Consider the following 23,011-nt stretch of genomic DNA (forward strand, 5'->3'; position numbering starts at 1 on the left):
ATGTCCACTGGAGGGGCAGCGATGAAGGCGATGATGTAGCAGATGGTGGCGCTGAGCAAGGTAGGAATCATCAAGACGCCGAACCAACCTACATAAATGCGGTTGTCGGTTGATGTTACCCACTCACAAAAGCGTTCCCAGACATTGGCGCTTTCGCGTTGCTGTAAGGTTGTTGTCATTTGTTTATGATTGCTTTATTTGGTTTTCAATGTTCGTGACGGCTTTGTGTTCCGCCATGTAAATAAACATAAAGCTTTTATTTCAGTTTGTAAAGGTCTTTTAAGAACAGTTTTTCTTATATGTGTCATAAGTTATGCTTTTTAAAAGCCATAAGGCTTGCTATATAAGGAGTTGAAAAGCTGAATGCGGAATTGGTGGACGATCGCCCACGAAAGAAGAATACTCATAATCTACCTAAGCAACGAGATTCCGGGCTTGCACCAGTGTTAAGATAGATGAAGGGTTGCGATCGCCAACCGCAAAACTCGCACTGCACAGATATATGTTGTTGCGTAAGTCCGATCAATAAAAATCCCAAGGAATGTCCCGCAACGTCACCTACAGCCCTGCTTATACTCTGGTTCCCACTTACGAGTGTTTTAACCGCTGCACCTATTGCAATTTTCGGGCTGAACCGCTGCAAAGCCCTTGGCTAACACTCGCAGAAGCCGAAAAACAGCTTTTGCTCCTGCAAACTCAAGGTGTAATTGAAATTCTCATCCTCAGCGGCGAGGTACATCCTCACAGTCAACGGCGAAAAGCTTGGTTGCAGCGGATTTACGATTTGTGCGAACTGGCACTTGCTTTGGGATTTTTGCCGCATACTAATGTGGGGCCGCTCAGCTTTGAGGAGATGGCACTGTTAAAAGAGGTAAATGTATCGATGGGGCTGATGCTAGAACAGCTTGCCTCACATTTGTTACAAACGGTTCACCGACACGCACCGAGTAAAGTGCCGGCGCTGCGGCTGCAACAGTTAGAATGGGCTGGGGAATTAAAGATTCCGTTTACAACTGGTTTGCTGCTGGGAATTGGGGAAAGTGAGGCAGATTGGATTGAGACGCTGGAGGCGATCGCCCGCATTCATTCGCGTTACAATCACATTCAAGAAGTTATCCTCCAACCACACAGTCCGGGAAATCAGCAAAGTTGGGACGGTGAAGTTTTTGATGCTACAAAAATGCCCGAAGTAATTGCGATCGCCCGCAGCATTTTACCATCTGAAATCAGGCTGCAAATTCCACCCAATTTAGTTGCACAGCCAGACATATTACTTGCTTGTTTAGAAGCAGGTGCTAGAGATTTAGGAGGAATCGGGCCGCGGGATGAAGTTAATCCCGATTATCCTCACCTGCAACACCAAACTTTAACAGAAATTTTAGCAGCATCGGGATGGGAACTCGTAAAGCGTTTGCCTGTTTATCCTCAGTACGATAAGTGGCTGCCCCAGACATTGCAAACTGCTGTTAAACAATGGAGAGTTAGTCCTTAGACCTTCTTATTTCTTAAGTGTCCCTCTGCTGCGACTTCGTTTGTGTAGAATCCGTTTCAACCGCCGAGTAATAAAAATAAACTCTTGAGATTTTAAATCAAAGAACCGCCTCCATCAATCCAGACTTCAGTACCTGTGATGAAGCTGGAGGAATGTGATACCAGAAATAACACTAATTGGGCGACTTCTTCGCTAGAACCTGCCGTATTATCAGTCAAAGGAATCATATCTTGAATGGAATCAGGCGGGACTGGAATGCGATCGAGATGGCGCTTAACAGTGCTTTCCTCAATAGCAGTTAGCACCCCGCCCGGACAGATCACATTGACTCTAATTTGGCAGGCTGCGAGTTCTAGCGCCAGCATTTTGGCAAAGGCTACTTGGGCAGCTTTTGAACAAGCGTAGGCCGTGGCACCAACTTTCCTGAAACTTCTGGTGCCATTAATCGAGGATGTAATTACAATTGAACCTCCTTGTTTTTTCAGATGAGGAACAGCATACTTAACAGCCAAAAATGTTCCTCTGAGGTTGGTGTTAATTGTCCGATCCCACTCATCGGGTTCTATCTCATCTATCGGCGACCATACACCGTTAATACCCGCATTTGCAAACAAAATATCAATTCTTTGATATTCATCAAAAATTGTTTGAAACGCTTTTTGCATTTGCTGAGAATCTCCAACATCTGCGGCAATAGCCAGACCGCAGCCTCCTTCCTTGACCAACTGGCGGACGGTTTCTTGCCCTGTTTCCAAAATGTGATCGATAATAGCAACTTTTGCGCCTTCCTTGGCCATTAAAATTGCTGCTGCACGACCAATTCCCGACCCACCGCCGGTAATAACAGCAACTTTTGCTGAAAGTTTCATAATTTTTTATATAAATAACTTTTTTGCGCGATCGCATAGCATAAAAATAATACTAGAGGGAGCAGTTTAGCCCTCACTACAAACAAGTTTCTTTCATCAAAATCATGCAAGTTAAGAGTGGTTTAAGGTACTAATTATAGCGGTAAGGTGTGCAGTGCACACCCTACTTTAGGCAGAGGATTACGTCAATTTTAACGTAGTCCTTACGGCTGCGGCACCCAGACCGAAACAGAACCGGCGTTACACCGAAAATCAGCCCAACCATCATCATTAGTTGTGATTGGTTCTTTGATGTGTTCGGTGATGTCAATATAAGTTCGATTCGGTTGTCCGACTTCCATAAACTTGGTGCCATCGCCTCCATTACTGAGTACCACAGCCATGCCGCCCGGATGTTCTTCATCTCCGAGTCGCGTCCAGCCAATGGTATTGGCGTGGTCGAAGTAATCGTACTGATTGCCGTAGGAATAAGTTTGGCGCGCGAACAAGAATTTATCGAGAATAAACTGATGTTTGTCTAACCAAATCTCGTATTCGTTGCCATCGTTTGCTGTATCCTTATAGTTTGCGCCATAATAGTCCGGGTAAAAAATGCACGGATATCCTTCGCTTCGCAGCAAGATTAAAGCATAGGCAAGAGGTTTAAACCAAGCCTCGACAACAGATTCTAGGGATTGTAAGGGTTGAGAATCATGGTTGTCAACCAAGGTAACAGCGAGGGTTGGTTGCTGTTGGACGAGGGTGTTATCAAAAATTGTTCGCAAGTCGTAGCTATTGCCGGCTTTGCTAGCAGCGTGGAAGTTGTAATGGAGGGGGGCGTCAAATAAGGAGACTTTACCATCCGTTGCTTGGATGAAGTAGTGCAAAGCTTCCACTTCGTAAGACCAATATTCACCGACGGCAAATAGGTCGCGTTGGGCATAGTGGCGAACGTGTTCCAACCATTCTTGGAAAAATTCTGCTTTAACGTGTTTGACGGCATCGAAGCGAAAGCCGTCAACGTTTGTTGTATCGACATACCACTCACCCCAGTATTTTAACTCCCCGCTGACTTCTGGGTTGTCCATATCTAAATCGCAACCCATGAGGTAGTCAAAATTACCTTTTTCTAAGTCTACTCCTCCATCGAATTCTTTGCCTTTTAGCAAGTAAATGGCATGGGTTTCTGTGTTGTAAACGTTGTAATCAATGGCGTCAAAATGCCACCAATGCCACTCCATACTAGAATATTTTTTGTCACGTCCGGGGAAGGTAAAATGCGTCCAAGCTTTGATTTTTTGATATTCGCCTACGGTGTCATTCCGGTTGTCGGGATTGAAGGGTGTGGCTTCGGCTTCTTCTTCTGCATCGGCACCTAATTTGTGGTTGAAGACAACATCGGCATAAATCCGAATTCCTGCATCTTGGGCAGCTTTAATCGCGGCCAAATACTCATCTTTTGTGCCGTATTTCGTGCGTACCGACCCTTTTTGGTCGAACTCGCCTAAATCGAATAAGTCGTAGACGCCGTAACCTACATCCATGCCGCCACCTGTCCCTTTATAGGCCGGTGGCAACCACAGGGATGTAACCCCTATTTTGGCTAAATCTTTTGCAGATTTCGCTAGCTGATTCCACAGGCTGCCGTCGTCGGGGCTGTACCAGTGGAAATACTGCATCATCACGCCATTGAGTTGAGACATATATTTAGTTTTTCCTGTTTTTTTAAATTGCGATCGACATTTATGTTCGTAGCTCGCTAGTTTACGTATGTCTGCAATCTATGGTTAATAAATATCATAAAAGATGGGGCTGCTAAAAAAAATCTATCTGTTGATGTATTGACAACAGAATGTAAATTTGATAGTAATTTTAGGCAGACTAAAAAATATTAATCGGGTGGCGACTTTGCAGCAACTCGCTCAACTCTGGTGTTCCAAGTACCGTCGATCGCCAATTCAAGCAACCTAAATCCCGGCGGGATTTCGTCAAGGATAATCGGATGGCTTTTGGGTAAAAGTTGGATGCAGGTGCTGGGTGTCCCCAAGTAGGTAACTGAGCCCCGCTGTTGGTGGAATTCTTGGTGAATGTGGCCGCAGAGGACTATTTTGATTTGAGGGTATCGATCGACAATTGCCAAAAATTCATCGGCATTGTGCAGCATCATTCCATCCATGATTTCAGAGTCGATCGGCAAAGGATGATGGTGCAAGGCAATGATAACAGGTCGATCGCCGGTTTGTTGCAGTTGAGAGTCGAGCCAATGCAAGCTTTCTGGGGAAAGCCGCCCGCCGTCGCATCCGGCTTCCACACTCGAAAGTAATAGAAATTGCCAGTTTCCTAGCATCCATGATTTTTCTGGGGAAAGGGGCGGCTGATTTAAGATTTTTGCCATGACTGGGATGTTGTCGTGGTTCCCAGGTATCCAGTAGGCGGGTATTCCGAGGGGGGCGATGAGGGAGACTAGGCGCTGGTAGGATTCGGGTGTTTCGTCTTGGGACAAGTCGCCTGTGAGTAGGAGTAAGCCGGGCGGCGGCTGTATTTGTTGCAAGCGATCGAGAACTGCTTGGAGGGTGCGGGTTGTTGACAGGCCTTTCCATTCTCGATCGATCTCTGCAAACAAGTGAGTGTCGGTGATTTGGGCGACGAGTAGGGGAGAAACTGGTGTCATGGCTGGTGTTGCGGGCGATCGATGTAGTTCTAGAATAGCCTCGGATGGGTTTTGGAGGTGTGGGAAAAAAGGGCGATTCCCTGCGGGATAGCTTCGCTTCACGAAATTTTTGACAGGTATGTTAAAATTTTCGAGATTTGGTGTACTATAAGAAAACGTCAAATTTCAGACGTGACGGCGGCATAGCCAAGTGGTAAGGCAGAGGTCTGCAAAACCTCCACCCCCAGTTCAAATCTGGGTGCCGCCTTTTTTAATTTTTGTGAGATGTGGCTAAAATGCCGTTTGGGCCATCGAGAAGTTTAACAGGATAGAGCGAGAGTGCTCAAGTCCACTGCAAAAACCTTATTGACCTCTACCATACAATTACTACTCATTGACTACGATCGCAAATCCTCGATCAGTTTTTCTATAGCCATACTTTTTGTAGTTTCATCTGGCAGACAATTAAACACTTTCTGCAAAAGTTCTATAGACGCATTTTTAATAAACCAATCTTCACCCGGATTATCCCCAAGATTAAAAAAATACTTTAAACGTTCGTCTATAGCTTCCTTATCTGCTTTATCCAGTTGTCCAACTCGCTTAAGCCAATCCCCTTGCGAATCTTTAAAACAGTTAGCATCAACAGTACATATCTGATGCACTAGAGCGAAGGAATCCTTAGAAAGACCATTTGTGCTTGTAGAATTAATCGGATATACAGTTGGCAAACCTTTATAGGTTTCTTGTGAAGTCAACGGAATCAGCGTCAAAGTTTGGATGTATTTAGAGTCATCTTGAAATTGGTCACTTGTCCAAACGATATAAGGATGCTCTCCCCGAAAAACCCGACTCGAATTAATCACCTGAGTGCAAGAAATTGTCTTGCACTCAATTTCCCCTGGTTCATTTATGTCATAAATATGATGATGACCGACTTTGCAACGAAGAGATACTCTATAGGGATTGATAAAATAAATCCAACCTTGACGCGGTTTTTGTCCAGCCACTCGCTCACTCCAATTCACTCATTAACTTTTCTCTTTCTTTGTACAGATTAAGTCTCACCTGTTCCTCTGGTTGGTGGCTATATCTAACCTCAAGCATGGGAGCAGTGTTATAGACATATTCTAGTAACTGATGCAGTTTATCCTCTCCTGCACCCGCCCATTCTCTCCTGATGTTGTCAAGCATGAGCTTCAGACCTAAAGGTAACTTTAAATCATCCACCTTACCAGCTCCCTCACCAAGTCTGATGAATATACTTTCTCCCTGAGATTCTTGAACAATATCTTTGCCATTCATTTGATTTAAAACAGCGTCTATGCCTTCATTCCAAGGCCCATAGTAATAATAACGCCAATCTAAATCAGTAAGCTGCTTGTCCGTCCATTTGACCGCATAAAGATCGGCCAAATACAAAAACTTAATTAACTGGGTTTTTGTAATATAGCCTTTTGTTGCGTAGACAAAGTATTTGATCAGGTTTTCTAGCATGGCTTTCCTTCTTTGGATTTGAAAAAGCTCCCTAATTAATCTTATAATTTGTTCGCTCAATTTAACTTTATTCTATTATATCATCCAAAGGAAAGCTTGGCTATTAAACCACTAAAAAAATATTACTATTTAATTGCTAATTACTAATCGCCCCAGGGCAATTAGCAATTAGCAATCTTACTCAAATCCTCACATTTTGCTGATAATTCTTTGCAGGATTTCCACGCCTGATACCGCTTGCCAGCCAAACAGCCCCAAAAGCACAATATTCAGAAAGATGTGAGTGTTTCTGGCCCAATCACTGCCTTTTTGCATCAAAGGAGTCAGCGAGGCTGCGATCGCAATTATTGCCATCATTCCCAGCCCGGCTAGCAAGTGCGGCCCGACAAATAGTTTGCCGTTGTTGATGTAGGTGACGGCCATCCCGATGATCGCAACCGTAACCATCAAGGCTAACAGCAAAGAACCCATCTGGTGGTGCTTGACGTTGAATTTGCCCTTAATTAACTCTTTTTTGAGTTCGCCTTCCGCACTTCTGGTACGTCGGATTTGAATGCCGAGATACAAAGCATAAAATGAGATTGCCAGCAGTACCCACATTAAAATTGGGTGGATGAATTGGCTCCAAACTTTCACTGACTGAGGAATTTCGAGATTCATAGTGTTCTGAGGATTAGCAAACATACTTCATAAAACTTAGCATACCAGTCAGGCCGTCTCGTGCGACGGTAAAAATATACGGTATGAGAGACTATTATGCCTGCCACTAAACAAGACGCTGTATTGATTCAAGCCGCCAAGACTGGCAACATTATTCACGTCCAAGCTTTACTCGCTAAGAATGTTAACGCTAACGCGAAAGACTCTGAGGGGACGACGGCTTTGATGTTTGCGGCCCAAAAGGGCTATACAGAAATCGTGCGTACTCTACTAAACAATGACGCTAATGTCAACCAGGTGAGCAGGCGTTTTGGGCTGACGGCTTTGATGCTGGCGGCGGCTCACAAACAGGCTGACTCTGTGCGGCTGTTGCTGGCTGCAGGTGCTGATGTTAATGCTAAAAATGATGATGGAAGTACGGCTTTAATGGCGGCTTCTTTGAAGGGCGATATCAATGTTGTGCGGATGTTACTTGATGCTAATGCTGATGTAAATGTGCAAGATAAAGATGGAGATTCAGCTCTGAAAATAGCTGCTTTATCCGGTCATCTAGCTGTTGTAAAAGCTTTGGTGGATGCGGGTGCTGTTGCTGACAATTCTATGCTGTTTTTAGCTGTCCGCCAAGGAAGCGCTGAAATTGTGCGAATTTTGCTCAAGTGTGGGGCGGATGCTAATGTTAAAAATCTAGAGAGCAAAACTGCTTTGATGCTGGCTGCGACGGCGGGAAATTTGGCTGTTGTCGAGGCGCTGTTGGCTGCTGGTGCTGATGTCGAAATTCCCGACAAAAACGGAGAAACTGCTTTAACTTTGGCTGCAGATGCCGGCAATAGTGATGTGGTGCAAGCTTTGCTTGGTGCGGGTGCTAATGCGAATGTGAAAAATGGAGATGGGGGCACGGCTTTGATGGCCGCTGCTGCTGGGGGAAATGCGGCGATCGCCCATATCTTACTCGATGCTGGCGCGGATATCAACGCTAAGGATAAAGATGATGAAACTGCTTTGAATTTTGCGGTGATTGAAGGCTGCGAAGATGTGGTGGAATTGCTGTTAAACCGAGGTGCTAGCGTCGGTTCGAGAAATCGGTTGGGCGATACGCCTTTACTGGTGGCGGCTGTTCACGGCCATAGTGCGATCGTATCGGCTTTGCTGCAAAAAGTAAACTCAAATCGGGCTGAGTTTCTGAATGCTAAAAACTTTGGGGAGACGGCTTTGACGCTGGCTGCTTTTCACGGACATACCGAGACTGTGAAAGCTTTGCTTGACGGCGGTGCTGATCCCAATGTCCCGGCGGATTTGGGGAAAACGGCTTTAATGAAGGCGTGTGATCGCGGTCATATTGCGATCGTCCAATTATTAGTGGAAAAAGGTGCCGATGTCAACTTGCTGGATGATTCGGGCGCCACCGCTTTAATGTGGGCCGCACATCGGGGTTATGCTGAGGCAGTAACAATTTTAATTGATGCTGGTGCAGAACTAAACCACAAAAATCCGGGAAATTATACAGCTTTAATGCTGGCTGAGTATAAGGGTTATTCCAGTGTAGTGAAATTGCTCAAAAGTGCTGGAGCACTGGAGTAAGAATTAAATAGTTTTGAGTAAGGTAATTCTGTCATTCTGAGGGTAGGCTTTGGGAAGTGAAGAAGCTCACATATCCGAACTTACGCACTGTAAGGGTGTGACAATAATTGAGATTTTTCGCCTTACTCAGAATGACAAAATTAGGTGATTAGTGCGTCCAAGACTATGAATTAACCTCAGTTTGCTTTGCGTACCCAGCCGTTAATAGTAAAGCGGCTATCAGCAAAAGCTTTTGAGGGACAGCTAACTCGCAAAACTTCGTGCATATACCGACTTAGAAAAAATACGATGCTGTTATTGCGAGGCTCAACGGTTCTGAATGTCTTGTCCGCAACATAAAAATTGTTCTCGATTTTGCTGTCATAAATCTGCAACTCGCCACCTGAAAAACCCTTGGGTTCTCGATAGAAATAGTAAACGTAAGTAAAAAATCGGCTGGCGGTATCTGGCGAGCCACTGTCGTTGTGAAGTTTATAAAAGTTGTTGTCATTGTGCATGGTTAGCTGAGCTTCTATCTCACCCAGGGGAAATGACGGAATATTTAAACTTTTCAGCACGTCGGGGAGAATTGCTTTGATGCGATTAACCATCAGTTCCGAAAATTCCGGGAACGAGTGGAGTACCATCGAACGGCGGTAATCTTCGGCATTAGTGGAGGTGCTGGTACTCACAAATTCTGATTCTTTTGCTAAGACATATTTGATGAGTTTATTCTTTTCTGCAGGTGTCAAAAAGTTGTCTATTTGGGCGTAGCGAGATATTAAATCGTCATTTACAGGCGGCGCAGGGGCGGGAATTTCTGCGGCGGGAATTTCTACGGGAGTTGCAAGCTGCTGCGGTTGCAGTTCCTGCAAGTAAAGTGGGGGTTCGGTGACTAATCCGACTAGGTGTTCACCGGGAAAAGAAAGGGCGGAACGACCTCCGTCTATAGGGATTTGAAATAAAGTGGAAAAACCGGGTGTTTGTTGGGTGCGATCGACTAATGTTTTGATCAGGCTGTGCAATAAGGGTGTATCTGATTTGAGCGTGACGGTGCACTGATGTCCGCCAGTGAGCAGGATTTTGACTTTTACGTCTTGGGGTTTAATTTGCGGTTGAATTGTGCTAGTCATAGCCGTTAGTTATAGAAGAAGGAAATTTTTTTTAGGGCGGGCTAGAAGCCCAACCCCTACTCCCCACAATAGAAATGGAATTGACTCTTTTCTTTGTGAAACAGGCCGGTAATTCTATTTGTGGCGGGCTTTTTTCCCACCCCACAATAGAATTAACTCTTTGTGGAACAGGCATCTTGCCTGTTCATAATAGAGGTGCCAAATGTCATTGCTACGAACTTAATTAATGCAAGAAGTGGCGGATATTGGTGAAAACCATTGTGATTCCGAGTTGATTGGCTGCGTCGATGGAATATTGATCGCGCATACTTCCGCCGGGTTGGACGATCGCAATTATGCCCGCCTCAGCCGCCGTTTTTACGGAATCATCGAAGGGGAAGAAACCGTCACTGGCCAAAATCGCTCCTTTGCTCTTCTCTCCTGCTTGTTCTAATGCTAGTTTAACTGAGCCGACGCGATTCATTTGTCCGGCGCCGACACCGATTGTAGTGCGATCGCGCGTCACAACGATCGCATTTGATTTGACGTGTTTCGCTACTTTCCAAGCAAACAGCAATTCTTCCAACTCTCCCCCCGTCGGCTGTTTCTCAGTAACAATCCGCCATTTGCTAGTTTCTTCTACTATATTATCTGAGTCTTGCACCAGCAAACCGCCTGCAATTATTTTAACAGTTTGTGGCGGTCCTTGAGTCAAATCTGGCAAAATTAATACTCGAACTTTCGCCTTTTTCTTGATAATTTGTTCGGCTTCTGGTTCGCACCCGGGCGCGACGATACATTCTAAAAATGTTTTAGTTAAGGCCGTTGCGGTAGCAGCATCAATGGGGCGATTGAGAGCGACAATGCCGCCGAAAGCTGAGACTGAATCGGTGTCGAATGCTTTTTGATACGCTTCAGAAATAGTTGTTCCCAAGGCTGTGCCGCAAGGATTTGTATGCTTCAGAATAGCGGCAGCGGGTGTGTCCGGGAATTCTACAATTAGCCGCCTTGCTGCTTCTAAATCTACTAAATTATTGTAGCTTAATTCTTTGCCTTGCAGGATAGTGCTAGTCGTCCAGCCTGTGGGTGTAGTTCCGCTTTGATACCAGGAGGCGGCTTGATGGGGATTTTCGCCGTAGCGCAGAGTTTGCAACTCTTTTCCTGATAAATTAAACTCGTCTGGTAGCGCAGATTTTTCAGCCGATTGGCTACTGCTGAGATAATTTGCGATCGCGCGATCGTAGTTTGCTGTATGTTTGAAGGTTTCTAGCGCACATTTTTGCCGAAACTCTAAGGATGCTTCGCCACCATTTTCCCGCAGTTCTTTTAAATAAGTATTGTACTGTTCTGGATCGCACAAAACTGTCAAATGAGCGTGGTTTTTGGCGGAAGCTCTCAACATTGCTGGTCCGCCGATATCTATCTGCTCAATTGCGTCGGCTAGACTAACTCCTGGTTTAGAAATTGTCTCTTCAAATGGATACAAATTGACTACAACTAGATCGATCGCCCGAATTTGATTGGCGGTTAAATCTGCGAGGTCTTCGGGTACATCGCGGCGTGCTAAAATACCTCCGTGGATTCGTGGGTGAAGTGTTTTGACTCGCCCTCCCAAAATTTCGGGAGAACCAGTATATTCCGCAACTTTGGTCACTGGGATGCCTGCTTCTTTGAGGGCAGTTGCTGTCCCGCCACTACTAATTATGTCAAATTCAAATTCTTCTACTAGACTGCGCGCTAAGTCGATTAGTCCGCTTTTATTGGATGTGCTCAGAAGTGCTAGACGTGCCATTGGTTTGAAGTTGCGATCATAAAAATAGACAGGTTATATTATATACCAAATCGGGCGGCAGGGAGATGATTTGGTAATCGCTAATTATGATTATTTTTAATAATTTAAAGATGAGTTCGCTTATTTTAAACCATATTTTTTGTCAAACCTATATAATATTTTATACTGACCAGTGGCTTCTAAATATGTAGAACTTACGCGTGGAACTGGTTATTTTGGTAGTGCGAGGGGGATTGAAGCCATATTCAGCTTGTACAGTTCATGTGGCTACGTAAGTGTCAATGTTGGTGAAATTACTTAATAAAACTTAATAGATAAATCTATGGCGATGCTCTTGAATTTTAACGATGTTTTATGATGAATTCTAAAAGTAATGTGCTAGCATCGGGTGTAAATTGCTCTCTCCCTAAATTTCCCGGAAAATTGGGCGATCGCAACACCTTAATCTAAACAATAATTTAGTAGGGCTGAAATATGTTTTTTCAAGAAGAAGCAGATCCAGAAAATAAGCTCAGTAATATTAGCAGGAATCATAAAAAAACTGATCACAATATGACCCATAGAACAGAGTACCAACAGATTCCCAGAAAAAGATCCGAGAATTCGACAGAGGCAAACATTTCCGAAGCTTATAGTCTTAGTCTGTGCGAACTGCAACAGATGGAGCGAGCAATGGAACAGCTAAAGCAGGAGTTGAAAGCTAGCGAATCTCGGTTTCGGAATGTGATCGAAAAAAATGGTGACGGCATCGCAATCGTTAACAAGCGAGGACTTGTCTGTTTTGCCAACCAGTCAGCAGAAGCGCTGTTTAACTGCACGGCAGAGGAACTTTTAGGGCAAGCATTTTTTGGCAATTTAGTAGTAGAAGTTTCAGCTTGCGACCTTGAGATGGCGACGGATATTATTCCCCAAGTTGGAAAAACAGAAGCACCAGGAACTCGCGTCGTGCAAACAGAAGTTGAAGCTATTCGCAAGCAAAAAGCAAATGCTGTAGTAGAAATGCGGGTGGTGGAAACGGAATGGGATGGAGAAATGGCTTATTTAGCTACGCTGCGGGACATTACCGATCGCAAACGCGCAGAAGAAATGCTTTGGTTGTACGATCGAGCTATAGCAGCTACTAGCACCGGAGTTACGATTTCTGATGCCACTGACCCCGAAAATCCAATTATTTATTGCAATCCCGCATTTGAAAGTATGACAGGTTATCGGCGGCAGGAAATTATCGGAAAAAACGGCCGATTTTTGCACGGAAGCGATACCGATCCGGCGGCAGTAGAAATAATTCGCCAAGCCTTGCAAGCAGAAAGTGAATGCAAGGTAATATTAAAGAATTACCGCAAAGACGGAACCGCTTTCTGGAATTGTTTCTCAATATCTCCCGTGCGCGATAGAACGGGTAAATTAACTCATTTTATCGGCGTACAGAGAGACATCACCCACAGCAAACAAGCCGCAGAAGCATTGCATAATTCCGAAGCACAAAGCCGAGAACAAGCAGCTCAACTAGCAGCGGCGCTGGACGAACTCAAAGCCACTCATTCCCAATTAGTTCAAAGCGAAAAAATGTCGAGTTTGGGATTGCTAATTGCGGGCGTCGCTCACGAAATCAACAACCCAGTCAGCTTCATTTACGGCAATCTCGCTCATCTCACAAATTATACTCAAGACTTGTTTCACCACCTCGAGCTTTATCAACAGCACTATCCTAATCCAGTCGCCGAAATTCAAGAGGAAAGAGAAAAAAATGATCTCGATTTTTTAGCTGAAGATTTACCTAAAATACTATCTTCAATGAGCGTTGGTGTCGATCGCATTTGCCAGATTGTGCAGTCGCTACGGAACTTTTCGCGGCAGGACGATGCACAGATGAAACCTGTTAACCTCCACGCAGGTATTGACAGCACGCTGTTAATTCTCAATCACCGTTTGAAAGGGAACGGAGAAAAGCAGCCAATTCAAATCGTAAAACAATACGGAGAATTGCCGACTGTTGAGTGTTTTGCTGGACCGATAAATCAAGTTTTTATGAATATTCTCAGCAATGCGATCGATGCTTTAGAAGATGCGAACAGTAGGCAAAATTGTCAAGAAATACTAGAAAATCCCAGCCAGATTAGGATTTGTACGGAAGTTGTCGGCAATTTTGTAGAAATAAAAATTGCCGACAATGGCCCGGGAATAACGGAGGAAGTAAAACAGCGCATATTTGATGCCTTTTTTACTACCAAGCCCATTGGCAAAGGCACGGGAATGGGTTTGTCAATTAGCTATCAAATTATTGTAGAAAGACACAAAGGCGAATTATATTGTACTTCGGAATTAGGCAATGGTACGGAATTTACTATCAAAATGCCGATCGCACATTAGCGCGAAATGTGCAATCTGCACCTTACCAACGTGATATATAGGCAAGCAAGCGAGCGGGAATCTCGCACTCGTAAAAAACGATAAAAAACGTTTTTTATCGTTACCAGACTCTGGCTGGGAACGCATACTTAGAGGCTTTGCCTCCCCATTGTAGAGAAAATTATCAGGTGCTTTTCGGCTCACCTTACCCCCATAAATAGGGAATTAAAAAACCTCCGCACCTTCCAACTTCTTAAAAGTTTCAACCTTAGCCCTCGCCGCTTCCCCGCAAGTCTTCGGCGTCGGAAACATCTTCCCAGGATTCGCCAAACCTTTCGGATTAAACACCTGACGCACCCACTGCATCGTCTCCAAATCTACCTCCGAAAACATATCCGGCATAAAACACTTCTTATCAGCACCGATGCCGTGTTCCCCCGAAAGACTTCCCCCAACTTTCACGCAAAGCCTAAGAATTTCCCCGCCCAATTCTTCCACCTTTTCCAGCGCACCTTTTACCGAGTTATCGTACAGAATCAGCGGGTGCAAATTCCCGTCTCCCGCGTGAAAAACATTAGCAATCCGATAACCGTATTTCTCGCTCAAACCCTCAATTTCTTTCAAAACATAAGCCATTTGTGTTCGCGGAATTACGCCGTCTTGCACATAATAATCCGGGCTGAGATGACCCGCCGCCGCAAAAGCAGCTTTCCGTCCTTTCCAAATTTTTAGGCGCGTTTCCGGGTCGGTTGCCGTGGTGATATTTCGCGCTCCGTTATGCTTGCAAATATCAGCAATTCGCTGTTTATTTGTGGCAACTTCTACTTCTAAACCGTCGATTTCAACGAGTAGAATTGCCGCCGCATCACGGGGATAACATCCAGTTGCCACCACATCTTCCACAGCATTGATGCTGATGTTGTCCATAATTTCCATGCCGCCGGGAATAATGCCAGCGCTGATAATATCGGAAACTGATTCGCCCGCTGCTTCTATACTGGAAAAATCCGCTAGGAGAACGCAAATCGATTCCGGCGCTTTGAGAATTCGCAGAGTAACTTCTGTAGCGATTCCTAAAGTGCCTTCGGAACCGACAAATACACCAGTTAAATCGTAACCGGGCATTTCGGGAATTTCGCCACCGACATCGACAATAGAACCGTCTGGAAGTACCAATCTTAATCCTAAAACGTGATTCGTTGTGACTCCGTATTTGAGGCAGTGAACCCCGCCAGAATTTTCGGCAACGTTGCCGCCAATCGAACAAATAATTTGACTGGAAGGATCGGGCGCGTAGTAGAAACCAGCGCCGCTAACTGCTTGCGTTACCCAGTTATTAATTACTCCCGGTTGCACTACTACTTGCTGATTTTCTAAGTCTACTTTCAGGATTTTTCGCATCAGGGCAGTGACAATCAGCACGCAGTTTTCTACAGGCAAAGCGCCCCCGGAAAGGCCGGTTCCGGCGCCTCTAGCAACCCAGGGAATTGAGTTGCGATCGCATATTTTGACAACTTGCGCCACTTCCTCCGTAGTTCGAGGCAATACCACCAGGGCGGGGCGCTGGCGGTAGCTAGCGAGTCCGTCGCACTCGTAGACAATCAATTCTTCGCGGCGCTGTACCACGCCATTTTTGCCGACTACAGCCTCGAATTCTTTAATAACGGGTTTCCAGTTGCGTTCTGTTTCTATGGCTATCATTAGTGAATTTAATTAGGGAACTATCAATAATATTGTGACAAACTTTACTATTTTTGTGCAATTATTTTTCTAAGGGTTGCAATATTGACACAGGGCAGGATCGGCAGTCTCTCGACCGTCTGGAAATAGTTTTTCTTTAGTATAACCGCAGTTTTTGCATTTATAGATTGCCGATCGCGCTAGCTGAGTCGGAAAATAGCACAGTCCGCAGGGCAATCCGATTTTCGTCTCAGCAATATCGAATCCCGGCCAACCGCACTCCGGGCAGAATTGCTTAAATTTTTTAACTAAATCGAGAGTTGCATTTTCGATGTTTTTCATCCGAGTTGGATTGTACATCGCCCGCATATCTGTTTCGATGTGAACTCGGCCGATTGACGATTTTTTTAAGCCTACTGTCACAGCGTCAAAAAGTTGTTTGTCTGTCCTAATGCCCTTGACAATTTCGCCGTTACCGAGTGCAGCGTCGCCAACTATAACCACCAGTGCGTGTTCGGGAAATCCAGCTTTTTTCGCAAAATCATCTGCTTCTTCTATACTGGAAACTAACTCGTGACTGTAGTTAGTTTCAACGGAGAAATAGTCGCCGATTAATTCTATATTGTTGGCTCTATCTAATAAAATTACGATTTCTCTGTTCGCGGACAGATACGGCATCATTGGGTGAGGGCCGAAAGTACCTTCGCTGGCAAAGGCAAGAGTTTCGCCCGCAATTTCTAGGGCTTTTTGGGCTTTCTGGCGAGCAGCTTCTATTTGTGTTCCTAAGCGTTTAACTTCTCTGGTGAAGGTGCCGAAAGTGTCAGTGTCAAGCTCCGCAGGTACTAGGATATTTACGCCAAATTCTCGTTCCAAAACGGGAGCCATTACCCGTTCTTTTTCGTGCATGGTAGCAAGAACTGCGGTGCGATCGCTCAATAATTGATGGGGATTCACAGGCTCAAAAATATTAGACATAAAGCAGCATCATTTCATAACAGAATGCTCAAATATAGCAATCCTCGCATCATTTGTGAATTTCTTACTCCCTCCCCGCGGGTTCGGGGAGGGTTGGGGTGGGGTCAAAATTTTACTACTCATTTAGGATTGCTATACGCCCTTTGACTTAAGTTATCAATTCAGCACTCAAGCGTCAATCTTAAAAGCGATCGCTAGTTGCCCCCAGTTACTCCGCCAGCTTGACCTCTGAGTACAAAAATTACTCCTGTCATAATTAGTGCCACGCCTACCAACCGCAGCGGCGGCAAAGGCTCGTGAAATATAAGTTTGCCACCTAAAACAGTAAACAGGTAACTAATTGACAGTAAAGGTGAGACTATGCTAAGGTTTGCCCGCGACAAAACTACAATAAAGCCGATCGAAGAAATTGCATACAAAGAAAGACCACTTACTATCAACGGTTGAGTAGCCATTGCTATAATTTTTTCTATTAAATTAGCAGCGCCAATGGGCCCTAATATTTTAGCTCCTGCCTTCAGACTAAATTGACCTGCGACGCCGCACAATATTGCAGCAAGCAATAACAAAAAAACGCTTCTATTCATAAGTTTACTAACCTATAGTACAATCAAAAATTGCTGTTCCCAAAAACATAAAAAACTTTAATTAAGTTTGGTTATGTTTTATTCACCACTAATATTTTAAGCAGAGATACGGGAAAATCAAGTATGGTCGATCGCGATCGAGAGTGGAACCAATATATGGCAGAGCAGACGAATCCAAGCGGAGAATACACTTTAGAACTATCGATACTCATGCCTTGTCTGAACGAAGCAGAAACTTTAGAAATCTGCATCGAGAAGGCACAGAAGTCCCTGCGCGAACTTGATATTGCCGGCGAGGTCATCATAGCAGACAACGGCAGCACTGACGGTTCTCAAGCTATCGCTACCAGAATGGGAGCGAGAGTCGTGCCCGTAGCAGCCAAAGGCTACGGCAGCGCCCTCATGGGAGGCATCATCGCAGCGCGCGGAGTTTATATTATCATGGGCGATGCTGACGACAGCTACAATTTTTCAAACCTCGGTGCTTTTGTCAACAAGTTGCGAGAAGGTTTCGACTTAGTAATGGGAAATCGGTTTCAAGGGGGCATCAAACCTGGGGCCATGCCGCCGCTGCACAAATATTTAGGAAATCCGGTGCTGACATGGGTTGGGCAATTATTTTTCGCGAGTCCAGTCGGCGACTTTCACTGCGGATTGCGGGGTTTTAGGAGAGACTCAATTTTAAAACTCGACTTGCAAACAACGGGGATGGAATTTGCTAGCGAAATGGTTGTCAAAGCATCTCTGTACACATTGCGGATAACTGAAGTCCCAACCGTACTTTCTCCCGATGGACGCTCGCGCCCGCCGCACTTGCGAACTTGGCGAGATGGCTGGCGGCACCTCCGCTTTTTGCTGCTTTACAGTCCTCGGTGGCTGTTTTTGTATCCGGGTGTGGCGCTGATAATTTGGGGTCTAATTGTGGGCATCTGGCTATTACCTGGTACTCAAAAGATTGGTAGTATTAGCTTTGATGTACACACGCTGCTGTATGCTGCGATCGCAATTATCATCGGTTTTCAAGCAGTAACTTTCGCTTTCTTCACCAAAGTTTTCGCCATCAGTGAAAAACTGCTGCCTGAAGACCCCAAACTAAACAAAATATTTCGCTATGTCACCCTAGAGACAGGATTGATTGTCGGAGTCACGCTGATATTAATCGGAATAGTTGGCTCGTTCTTGTCATTAACTATCTGGAGCGAAACGGCTTTCGGTTCTCTCGACCCTTCTAAAACTCTGCGTTTGGTTATTCCGTCGCTCACTTGCCTGACTGTTGGTTTGCAGATGGTTTTGTCGAGCTTTTTTCTCAGCGTGCTGGGGTTGAAGCGTAGGTGATAATATTATACTGGCAACATTCCTCACAACTAAATTGCAGTTTGGGGAAGTTGAGGGCGATCATCGCAATGCAGCGAATATCGGGGAGATCCCTGGAGCCAAATTTCAGACTATCTAGTATAATCAAACAGGTAGCTTTAATGCTCAAAAGGGTTAGAATAGTAGAGATAAAGAATATTTGATATTAGCTATGCAACGAATATTTGAGGCTATATTGAAGGGCAACCTTTTAGAATGGGCTAATGAGGTTCCAAGACAAGGCGATCGCCTTGTCAGAGTTTACGTTACTTTACAAGAAGAGCCATCGACTTTAAGTGCGGAGTTTCGCCGTCAGAGAATAGTTGAAATATTGGAAAAAATTGCAGCAAATAATGTCTTTGCTGATATTAGCGATCCAGTGGAATGGCAGCGAGATTTGCGTCAAGACCGTCCACTTCCAGGTAGGGATGAATAATGAATGCTGCTAGACAGTGATATTATTATCTACGCTTCCCAGCCCGAAAACTCGCAGATTAGGCATTTTATTGGCGAAAATGACATAGTTGTATCGGCAATAAGTTACGTTGAAGTCTTGGGTTATCATGGGCTAACTGAAGAGTATAGATTGTACTTTGAGGAATTCTTTGGTGTGGTGGAGGTTGTACCAATTTCTAACGCTGTACTCGATCGCGCAGTGCTGTTGCGACAGATAAGGATAATGACACTTGGGGAGGCTATTATTGCGGCAACAGCTTTGGTATATGGCAGAACTTTAGTAACAAGAAATATAGGGGATTTTCGGTGGATTGCTGAACTTACACTAATTAACCCGTTTGAGCCTTAAGAAAGATGAGCGATCGCACTTTAGGAAGATAAGGGCGATCGCACATTTATTTATTCACTGCTTTTTACATGATGTTCAACATAAGAGCGCAGCACAGCGTTCATTAGAGATTGATAGCCTTTTCCTTGGCTTTTAAACCAATCTAACACATCGCTATCAACTCTTAAAGAAATGGCTTGTTTTGTCAGTGGTGTTACGAGTTTTGCTTTTGCCCAAAAATTCGCATCTAATTCAGGAATATCAGAGGTATCGATCGCAGATTCTGGAATATTTTCTAATTCTTCAAGTCGTTTGCGCGAGATAGTCATAGTAGGTATTTTTTTCTTGACGAGTGGCTTTTCTTGCAGAGATGATGCGGATAGCTCCATTTCTTTCAGTATGCGCTACGGTAACGATAACGACACCTTGTATGGCACCAATACTGATTTCTCGGATTTCTCCGTAGTCGAAACGCTCATCAATGGCATTAAAAACGATTCCGTCAAAGATTTCTTGAGCTTCTTCAAAGCTAATGCCATGTTTTTTGAGGTTTTGGGCGTTTTTATTTTCATCCCATTCAAACTGCATGATTGTGTATATACAAAACGTATCTACTTATAATATAACATAACCGGATCGCACTTGCGGAAGATCAGGGCGATCGCACTTCCTTCGATCCTAAATTGCTATAATAACAATCAGCCAAAAAATCTCAACATAAACCCTATGTCTACTTATAGCGAGGTACTGAGTCAGGCTCAAAATCTCACTCTGCAAGAGCAACAGCAGCTTTTAGAAGTATTGTCAGCATTGATTCGCGATCGGGTAACAACCCAAACTCAGGATAAACGATCGGAAATTGATGCAGCACTGATTGAAATGGTACAAGATCCAGAGTATCAAGCTCAAGTGCTACAGATGGAGGCTGAGTTTGCGGTAGCGAGTTGGGAAGCGTTGCAATTGGGAGAATCTCCTGTATGAACCGGGGAGAAGTCTATGATGCTAGACTTGAACCTGTTGAGGGTTCTGAACAAGGAGGAACCCGTCCTGTTATCATCGTTAGTCGAGCTACAATCAATACATATAGCCCTGTAGTTTTGGCTATTCCCTGCACTACTTATCAAACTGGTAAACGAGTTTATCCCACTCAGGTATTAATTAAAGCTCCCGACGGTGGATTAACCAACGATTCTATCGCTATGGCAGATCAAGTACGGGTATTATCTAAATCTCGTTTATTGAGTTTACGAGGAATGCTTAGTGATGAAGCAATACTTCTGCGGAATCAAGCTTTATTAATTGCGTTGGATTTGCCTGGTCAAGTTTAATTGCACTTGAGGAAGATAAGGGCGATCGTACTTTGGGGAAGATAAGGGCGATCGCACTTCCTTCGATTCTAAATTGCTATAATAACAATCAGCCAAAAAATCTCAACATAAGGCCTATGTCTAATTACAGCGCGGTACTGACTCAGGTTCTAAGACTTGCACCAGATGAGCAACTGCGGCTCATCTCTGAATTATTAGTATATGTTCGTCACCGGGTTCAGGCTAAACCTAGGCGGAGCATTTTAGAATTAGAAGGGTTGGGTGAGGAAATTTGGAATGGAATTGATGCTCAAGACTATGTGAATCAGGAACGAGATTCATGGAATGGATAGCTCAGTTACAGGGAAAACTCTACTAAAGTTGCTATAATTTATTGATAATCCCACAGACTAGGAGATTAAGATGCAAGTCAAAGACATGACAGTTGAGCAACTGCGGGACTTGATTCGACATACCGTGGAACAGTGCTTAGAAGAATATTTTGGTGATGCGGATGCAGGTTTAGAAGTTAAGGAAGAAGTCAAGCAGAAATTGTTAGATTCAATGAAGCGCAAACAAGCAGGAGAAAGTAGCGTCGAACCTGGGGAAGTTTATCAAAAACTCGGCATTAAATCGTAATGAGCTATTCGGTTGAGTTGACAGCAGAAGCTCTGGTTAACCAAGAAAGATTGGCTCAGGCTGTGCAGGAGCGTATAGGTAATAAAATCAATTGGTTGGCTGAAAATTTTGAACAAATTACTCCTATGCCGTTGTCGGCTAATCTGGCAGGTTTCTTTAAGTTAAGAGTGGGTGATTATGGGGTAATTTATTCTTTTGATGAGGATTTAAAGGTGATTACTATTCACCAGATTGGACACCGGAGAGAAATTTATGATTAACTGAAGGGCGATCGCACTTTGGGAAGATAAGGGCGATCGGCTGTGATTCTCTTTCAATTATGCAAACATTAAGCGACCTTTCGGTTGAGGAATAGGACGACCCAGTGCGTTAGCCGTTTCTATCCACTCCTGCATAATAATCTCTAGATTTTGCAATGCGTCTTGATAAGTTTCGCCATCGGCCGCACATCCCGGCAATTCAGGCACTTCTGCAATAAATGCCTGGTCTTCGTCACTCCAGTAAATGATGACTTCGTACTTCATTAGGGAATTTCACCTTACTCAAAAAGGTCGATCGGGTTCCTGTCCTAATTCTTTGCAAAACTCTAGATAATCATCGATGGAGTTGTGGAATTATTGGCGAGCTTCTTCAATAGTTTGTGCTTTAAAAGTCACTATGTCATTAGTATCAAGCACTCGCCCAAAAATAATTTTCGCTTCTGAATATACTTCAATGTTAGCACTATAACCTTTGTAAGTCATCATGGCTGTACCTGTTTTTTCTAGAATACTCCCTAAAGTCCGATTACGGGGAAAGCCGAGGAGCGATCCCTATACAAGCAAACATGAGGCTACTCTATGCTAAGATAGTGGTTATTCCTTCAAAGGTTAACCAAAAATTATTATGGCAACTGCACCCAGAATAGAATCTCACAATTTAAGCATAGCCGATCTCTTTAAAGAGTTTTATGCAGTACCTGACTTTCAGCGAGAATATGTATGGGCTGAGGAAAATGTTGAGAAATTGCTTGTAGATATTATTGATGAATTATATGATAATGACGAACCACTTGAGGATAGCGAATATTTTTTAGGTTCTCTTGTTGTCTATCCAGATAATGGGACTTTTCAATTAATTGATGGTCAGCAAAGGCTAACAACAATATATTTACTTTTCTGTGCTATTCGAGACTTTGTGATTAAATCAGGAAATAAATCAAAAGCGATAGAAGGTTTAATAGCAGGAGTCGATCAAGATACTAAAACTGGTCTAGACATAGATAGATATCGACTAACTCTTCAATATGGAGATGGGGCAAAACTTTTAGAAACTATTGCTGATAGTAAAACTGATATTTCAAAAATTGATAAAACAGCCTCTGAATCAGCTACTAAGTTGGTAGAGGCTTATGAAATAATTAGAGAATTCTTGTTGTCCCGCTTTGGATCTAGTGTCGAAAAAAGACTACAGTTTTCTGGAATTTTTACCAGTCGAGTTAAATTAATTAGAATTGGAACGTTAAACTTAAAGAGTGCCCTTAAAGTTTTTGAGACAATCAACCATCGTGGAGTTGGGTTAAACTCTATGGATTTACTGAAAAATTACTTATTTATCAATACATCTAAACAAGGAAGTAAAGATTTAAAATCTCATTGGAAAGAGTTAAAAAAGCGGGTAGTCCTAAACAAGTAATGATAAATTGTAGTGATGGATAAAATACCAAATCGCACCGATGTGATTATTTAAT

Annotated in this window: 28 protein-coding genes, 1 tRNA gene and 1 pseudogene; 13 read left to right on the forward strand and 17 right to left on the reverse strand. The window is 43.9% G+C overall.

Translation table 11 applies throughout. The features are described 5' to 3' along the window. Positions 1–179, reverse strand: a pseudogene (locus QUA10_RS26280) (photosystem II q(b) protein); the annotation flags it as partial. A gap of 362 nt (positions 180–541) precedes the next feature. Here QUA10_RS26280 and cofG point away from each other — a divergent pair. After that, a complete protein-coding gene (cofG, locus tag QUA10_RS26285) occupies positions 542–1,492 on the forward strand; it encodes a 7,8-didemethyl-8-hydroxy-5-deazariboflavin synthase subunit CofG (protein WP_333085422.1) in 951 nt (316 codons plus the stop codon). Positions 1,493–1,584: 92 nt separating this feature from the next. Here the strand turns inward: cofG and QUA10_RS26290 are convergent, their stop codons facing one another. The 3 genes from QUA10_RS26290 to cpdA all read right to left on the reverse strand — a co-directional run bounded on the left by QUA10_RS26290 (position 1,585) and on the right by cpdA (position 5,173). Continuing rightward, a complete protein-coding gene (locus QUA10_RS26290; protein ID WP_333085423.1) occupies positions 1,585–2,361 on the reverse strand; it encodes an SDR family NAD(P)-dependent oxidoreductase in 777 nt (258 codons plus the stop codon). A gap of 203 nt (positions 2,362–2,564) precedes the next feature. Continuing rightward, a complete protein-coding gene (locus QUA10_RS26295) occupies positions 2,565–4,043 on the reverse strand; it encodes an alpha-amylase (protein ID WP_333085424.1) in 1,479 nt (492 codons plus the stop codon). A 188-nt stretch (positions 4,044–4,231) separates the two neighbouring features. After that, on the reverse strand, positions 4,232–5,173 hold the full coding sequence (cpdA, locus tag QUA10_RS26300; protein ID WP_333086422.1) for a 3',5'-cyclic-AMP phosphodiesterase: 942 nt from the start codon (positions 5,171–5,173) through the stop codon (positions 4,232–4,234). Between the two features lie 14 nt (positions 5,174–5,187). Between cpdA and QUA10_RS26305 the strand changes: the two genes are divergently transcribed. After that, positions 5,188–5,258 (forward strand) — tRNA-Cys (locus tag QUA10_RS26305). 130 nt (positions 5,259–5,388) lie between these two features. On the opposite strand, the gene QUA10_RS26310 is transcribed toward QUA10_RS26305, so the two are convergent. The 3 genes from QUA10_RS26310 to QUA10_RS26320 form a co-directional block, all read right to left on the reverse strand. Beyond that, on the reverse strand, positions 5,389–6,000 hold the full coding sequence (locus QUA10_RS26310) for a type II toxin-antitoxin system PemK/MazF family toxin (RefSeq protein WP_333085426.1): 612 nt from the start codon (positions 5,998–6,000) through the stop codon (positions 5,389–5,391). Between the two features lie 4 nt (positions 6,001–6,004). Continuing rightward, positions 6,005–6,547 (reverse strand): type II toxin-antitoxin system antitoxin SocA domain-containing protein, encoded by a 543-nt coding sequence (locus tag QUA10_RS26315; RefSeq protein ID WP_333085427.1) that lies wholly within the window; start codon positions 6,545–6,547, stop codon positions 6,005–6,007. 129 nt (positions 6,548–6,676) lie between these two features. Next, complete coding sequence (locus QUA10_RS26320) at positions 6,677–7,147, reverse strand: DUF4079 domain-containing protein (RefSeq protein ID WP_333085428.1); 471 nt, start codon at positions 7,145–7,147, stop codon at positions 6,677–6,679. Between the two features lie 96 nt (positions 7,148–7,243). Between QUA10_RS26320 and QUA10_RS26325 the strand changes: the two genes are divergently transcribed. Next, positions 7,244–8,725, forward strand: a complete 1,482-nt coding sequence (locus tag QUA10_RS26325) for an ankyrin repeat domain-containing protein (RefSeq protein WP_333085429.1) — start codon at positions 7,244–7,246, stop codon at positions 8,723–8,725. 176 nt (positions 8,726–8,901) lie between these two features. Here the strand turns inward: QUA10_RS26325 and QUA10_RS26330 are convergent, their stop codons facing one another. Both QUA10_RS26330 and purH read right to left on the reverse strand, forming a co-directional pair. Continuing rightward, positions 8,902–9,837: a 2OG-Fe(II) oxygenase gene (locus tag QUA10_RS26330; protein ID WP_333085430.1), complete on the reverse strand. Its 936-nt coding sequence runs from the start codon at positions 9,835–9,837 to the stop codon at positions 8,902–8,904. A 223-nt stretch (positions 9,838–10,060) separates the two neighbouring features. Next, entirely contained in the window at positions 10,061–11,608 is a 1,548-nt protein-coding gene (gene purH, locus QUA10_RS26335; protein ID WP_333085431.1) for a bifunctional phosphoribosylaminoimidazolecarboxamide formyltransferase/IMP cyclohydrolase, read from the reverse strand. A 552-nt stretch (positions 11,609–12,160) separates the two neighbouring features. On the opposite strand from purH, the gene QUA10_RS26340 reads away from it, so the two are divergent. Continuing rightward, positions 12,161–13,978, forward strand: coding sequence for a PAS domain S-box protein (locus QUA10_RS26340; RefSeq protein WP_333085432.1), 1,818 nt, complete (start codon positions 12,161–12,163; stop codon positions 13,976–13,978). 204 nt (positions 13,979–14,182) lie between these two features. Here QUA10_RS26340 and glcD read toward each other — a convergent pair whose 3' ends face one another. From glcD to QUA10_RS26355, 3 genes are all read right to left on the reverse strand, one after another. Then, positions 14,183–15,658: a glycolate oxidase subunit GlcD gene (gene glcD, locus QUA10_RS26345; protein ID WP_333085433.1), complete on the reverse strand. Its 1,476-nt coding sequence runs from the start codon at positions 15,656–15,658 to the stop codon at positions 14,183–14,185. A 69-nt stretch (positions 15,659–15,727) separates the two neighbouring features. Then, complete coding sequence (locus QUA10_RS26350) at positions 15,728–16,612, reverse strand: DUF6671 family protein (protein ID WP_333085434.1); 885 nt, start codon at positions 16,610–16,612, stop codon at positions 15,728–15,730. A gap of 194 nt (positions 16,613–16,806) precedes the next feature. Then, positions 16,807–17,199, reverse strand: coding sequence for a transporter (locus QUA10_RS26355; RefSeq protein ID WP_333085435.1), 393 nt, complete (start codon positions 17,197–17,199; stop codon positions 16,807–16,809). A 123-nt stretch (positions 17,200–17,322) separates the two neighbouring features. Between QUA10_RS26355 and QUA10_RS26360 the strand changes: the two genes are divergently transcribed. From QUA10_RS26360 to QUA10_RS26370, 3 genes are all read left to right on the forward strand, one after another. Next, entirely contained in the window at positions 17,323–18,534 is a 1,212-nt protein-coding gene (locus tag QUA10_RS26360) for a glycosyltransferase family 2 protein (RefSeq protein WP_333085436.1), read from the forward strand. A gap of 190 nt (positions 18,535–18,724) precedes the next feature. After that, complete coding sequence (locus QUA10_RS26365; protein WP_333085437.1) at positions 18,725–18,988, forward strand: hypothetical protein; 264 nt, start codon at positions 18,725–18,727, stop codon at positions 18,986–18,988. Positions 18,989–18,991: 3 nt separating this feature from the next. Continuing rightward, positions 18,992–19,357 carry a type II toxin-antitoxin system VapC family toxin gene (locus tag QUA10_RS26370; RefSeq protein WP_333085438.1) on the forward strand — a complete coding sequence of 122 codons (366 nt, stop codon included), beginning with the start codon at positions 18,992–18,994 and terminating at the stop codon, positions 19,355–19,357. Positions 19,358–19,407: 50 nt separating this feature from the next. On the opposite strand, the gene QUA10_RS26375 is transcribed toward QUA10_RS26370, so the two are convergent. Together QUA10_RS26375 and QUA10_RS26380 are read right to left on the reverse strand one after the other, a co-directional pair. Then, the gene (locus QUA10_RS26375) at positions 19,408–19,665 is read right to left on the reverse strand and encodes a BrnA antitoxin family protein (RefSeq protein ID WP_333085439.1); all 258 of its coding nucleotides are present in this window, start codon (positions 19,663–19,665) and stop codon (positions 19,408–19,410) included. Continuing rightward, entirely contained in the window at positions 19,640–19,924 is a 285-nt protein-coding gene (locus QUA10_RS26380) for a BrnT family toxin (RefSeq protein WP_332945908.1), read from the reverse strand. Before QUA10_RS26380 ends, QUA10_RS26375 begins: the two co-directional genes overlap by 26 nt. A 138-nt stretch (positions 19,925–20,062) precedes the next feature. Here QUA10_RS26380 and QUA10_RS26385 point away from each other — a divergent pair, with 138 nt between their 5' ends. From QUA10_RS26385 to QUA10_RS26405, 5 genes are all read left to right on the forward strand, one after another. After that, complete coding sequence (locus QUA10_RS26385) at positions 20,063–20,317, forward strand: hypothetical protein (protein WP_333085440.1); 255 nt, start codon at positions 20,063–20,065, stop codon at positions 20,315–20,317. Next, on the forward strand, positions 20,314–20,664 hold the full coding sequence (locus QUA10_RS26390; RefSeq protein ID WP_333085441.1) for a type II toxin-antitoxin system PemK/MazF family toxin: 351 nt from the start codon (positions 20,314–20,316) through the stop codon (positions 20,662–20,664). The genes QUA10_RS26385 and QUA10_RS26390 overlap by 4 nt, the downstream gene beginning before the upstream one ends. 116 nt (positions 20,665–20,780) lie before the next feature. Then, complete coding sequence (locus tag QUA10_RS26395) at positions 20,781–20,996, forward strand: hypothetical protein (protein WP_333085442.1); 216 nt, start codon at positions 20,781–20,783, stop codon at positions 20,994–20,996. A 70-nt stretch (positions 20,997–21,066) separates the two neighbouring features. Then, complete coding sequence (locus QUA10_RS26400; protein WP_333085443.1) at positions 21,067–21,282, forward strand: hypothetical protein; 216 nt, start codon at positions 21,067–21,069, stop codon at positions 21,280–21,282. Positions 21,283–21,299: 17 nt separating this feature from the next. Further along, entirely contained in the window at positions 21,300–21,542 is a 243-nt protein-coding gene (locus QUA10_RS26405) for a type II toxin-antitoxin system RelE/ParE family toxin (protein WP_333086423.1), read from the forward strand. A 57-nt stretch (positions 21,543–21,599) separates the two neighbouring features. On the opposite strand, the gene QUA10_RS26410 is transcribed toward QUA10_RS26405, so the two are convergent. From QUA10_RS26410 to QUA10_RS26415, 3 genes are read right to left on the reverse strand one after another with little or no spacing between them, the layout of a single operon-like run. Then, on the reverse strand, positions 21,600–21,806 hold the full coding sequence (locus QUA10_RS26410; protein WP_333085446.1) for a type II toxin-antitoxin system HicB family antitoxin: 207 nt from the start codon (positions 21,804–21,806) through the stop codon (positions 21,600–21,602). Between the two features lie 18 nt (positions 21,807–21,824). Beyond that, positions 21,825–21,884 (reverse strand): toxin-antitoxin system HicB family antitoxin, encoded by a 60-nt coding sequence (locus QUA10_RS29220; protein WP_445243608.1) that lies wholly within the window; start codon positions 21,882–21,884, stop codon positions 21,825–21,827. Between the two features lie 12 nt (positions 21,885–21,896). Further along, positions 21,897–22,028, reverse strand: coding sequence for a hypothetical protein (locus tag QUA10_RS26415; RefSeq protein ID WP_333085447.1), 132 nt, complete (start codon positions 22,026–22,028; stop codon positions 21,897–21,899). A gap of 139 nt (positions 22,029–22,167) precedes the next feature. Here QUA10_RS26415 and QUA10_RS26420 point away from each other — a divergent pair, with 139 nt between their 5' ends. Beyond that, on the forward strand, positions 22,168–22,956 hold the full coding sequence (locus QUA10_RS26420; RefSeq protein ID WP_333085448.1) for a DUF262 domain-containing protein: 789 nt from the start codon (positions 22,168–22,170) through the stop codon (positions 22,954–22,956). Positions 22,957–23,011: the final 55 nt, after the last annotated feature.

This window comes from Microcoleus sp. Pol8_D6, assembly GCF_036700965.1.
Taxonomy (GTDB): Bacteria; Cyanobacteriota; Cyanobacteriia; order Cyanobacteriales; family Microcoleaceae; genus Microcoleus.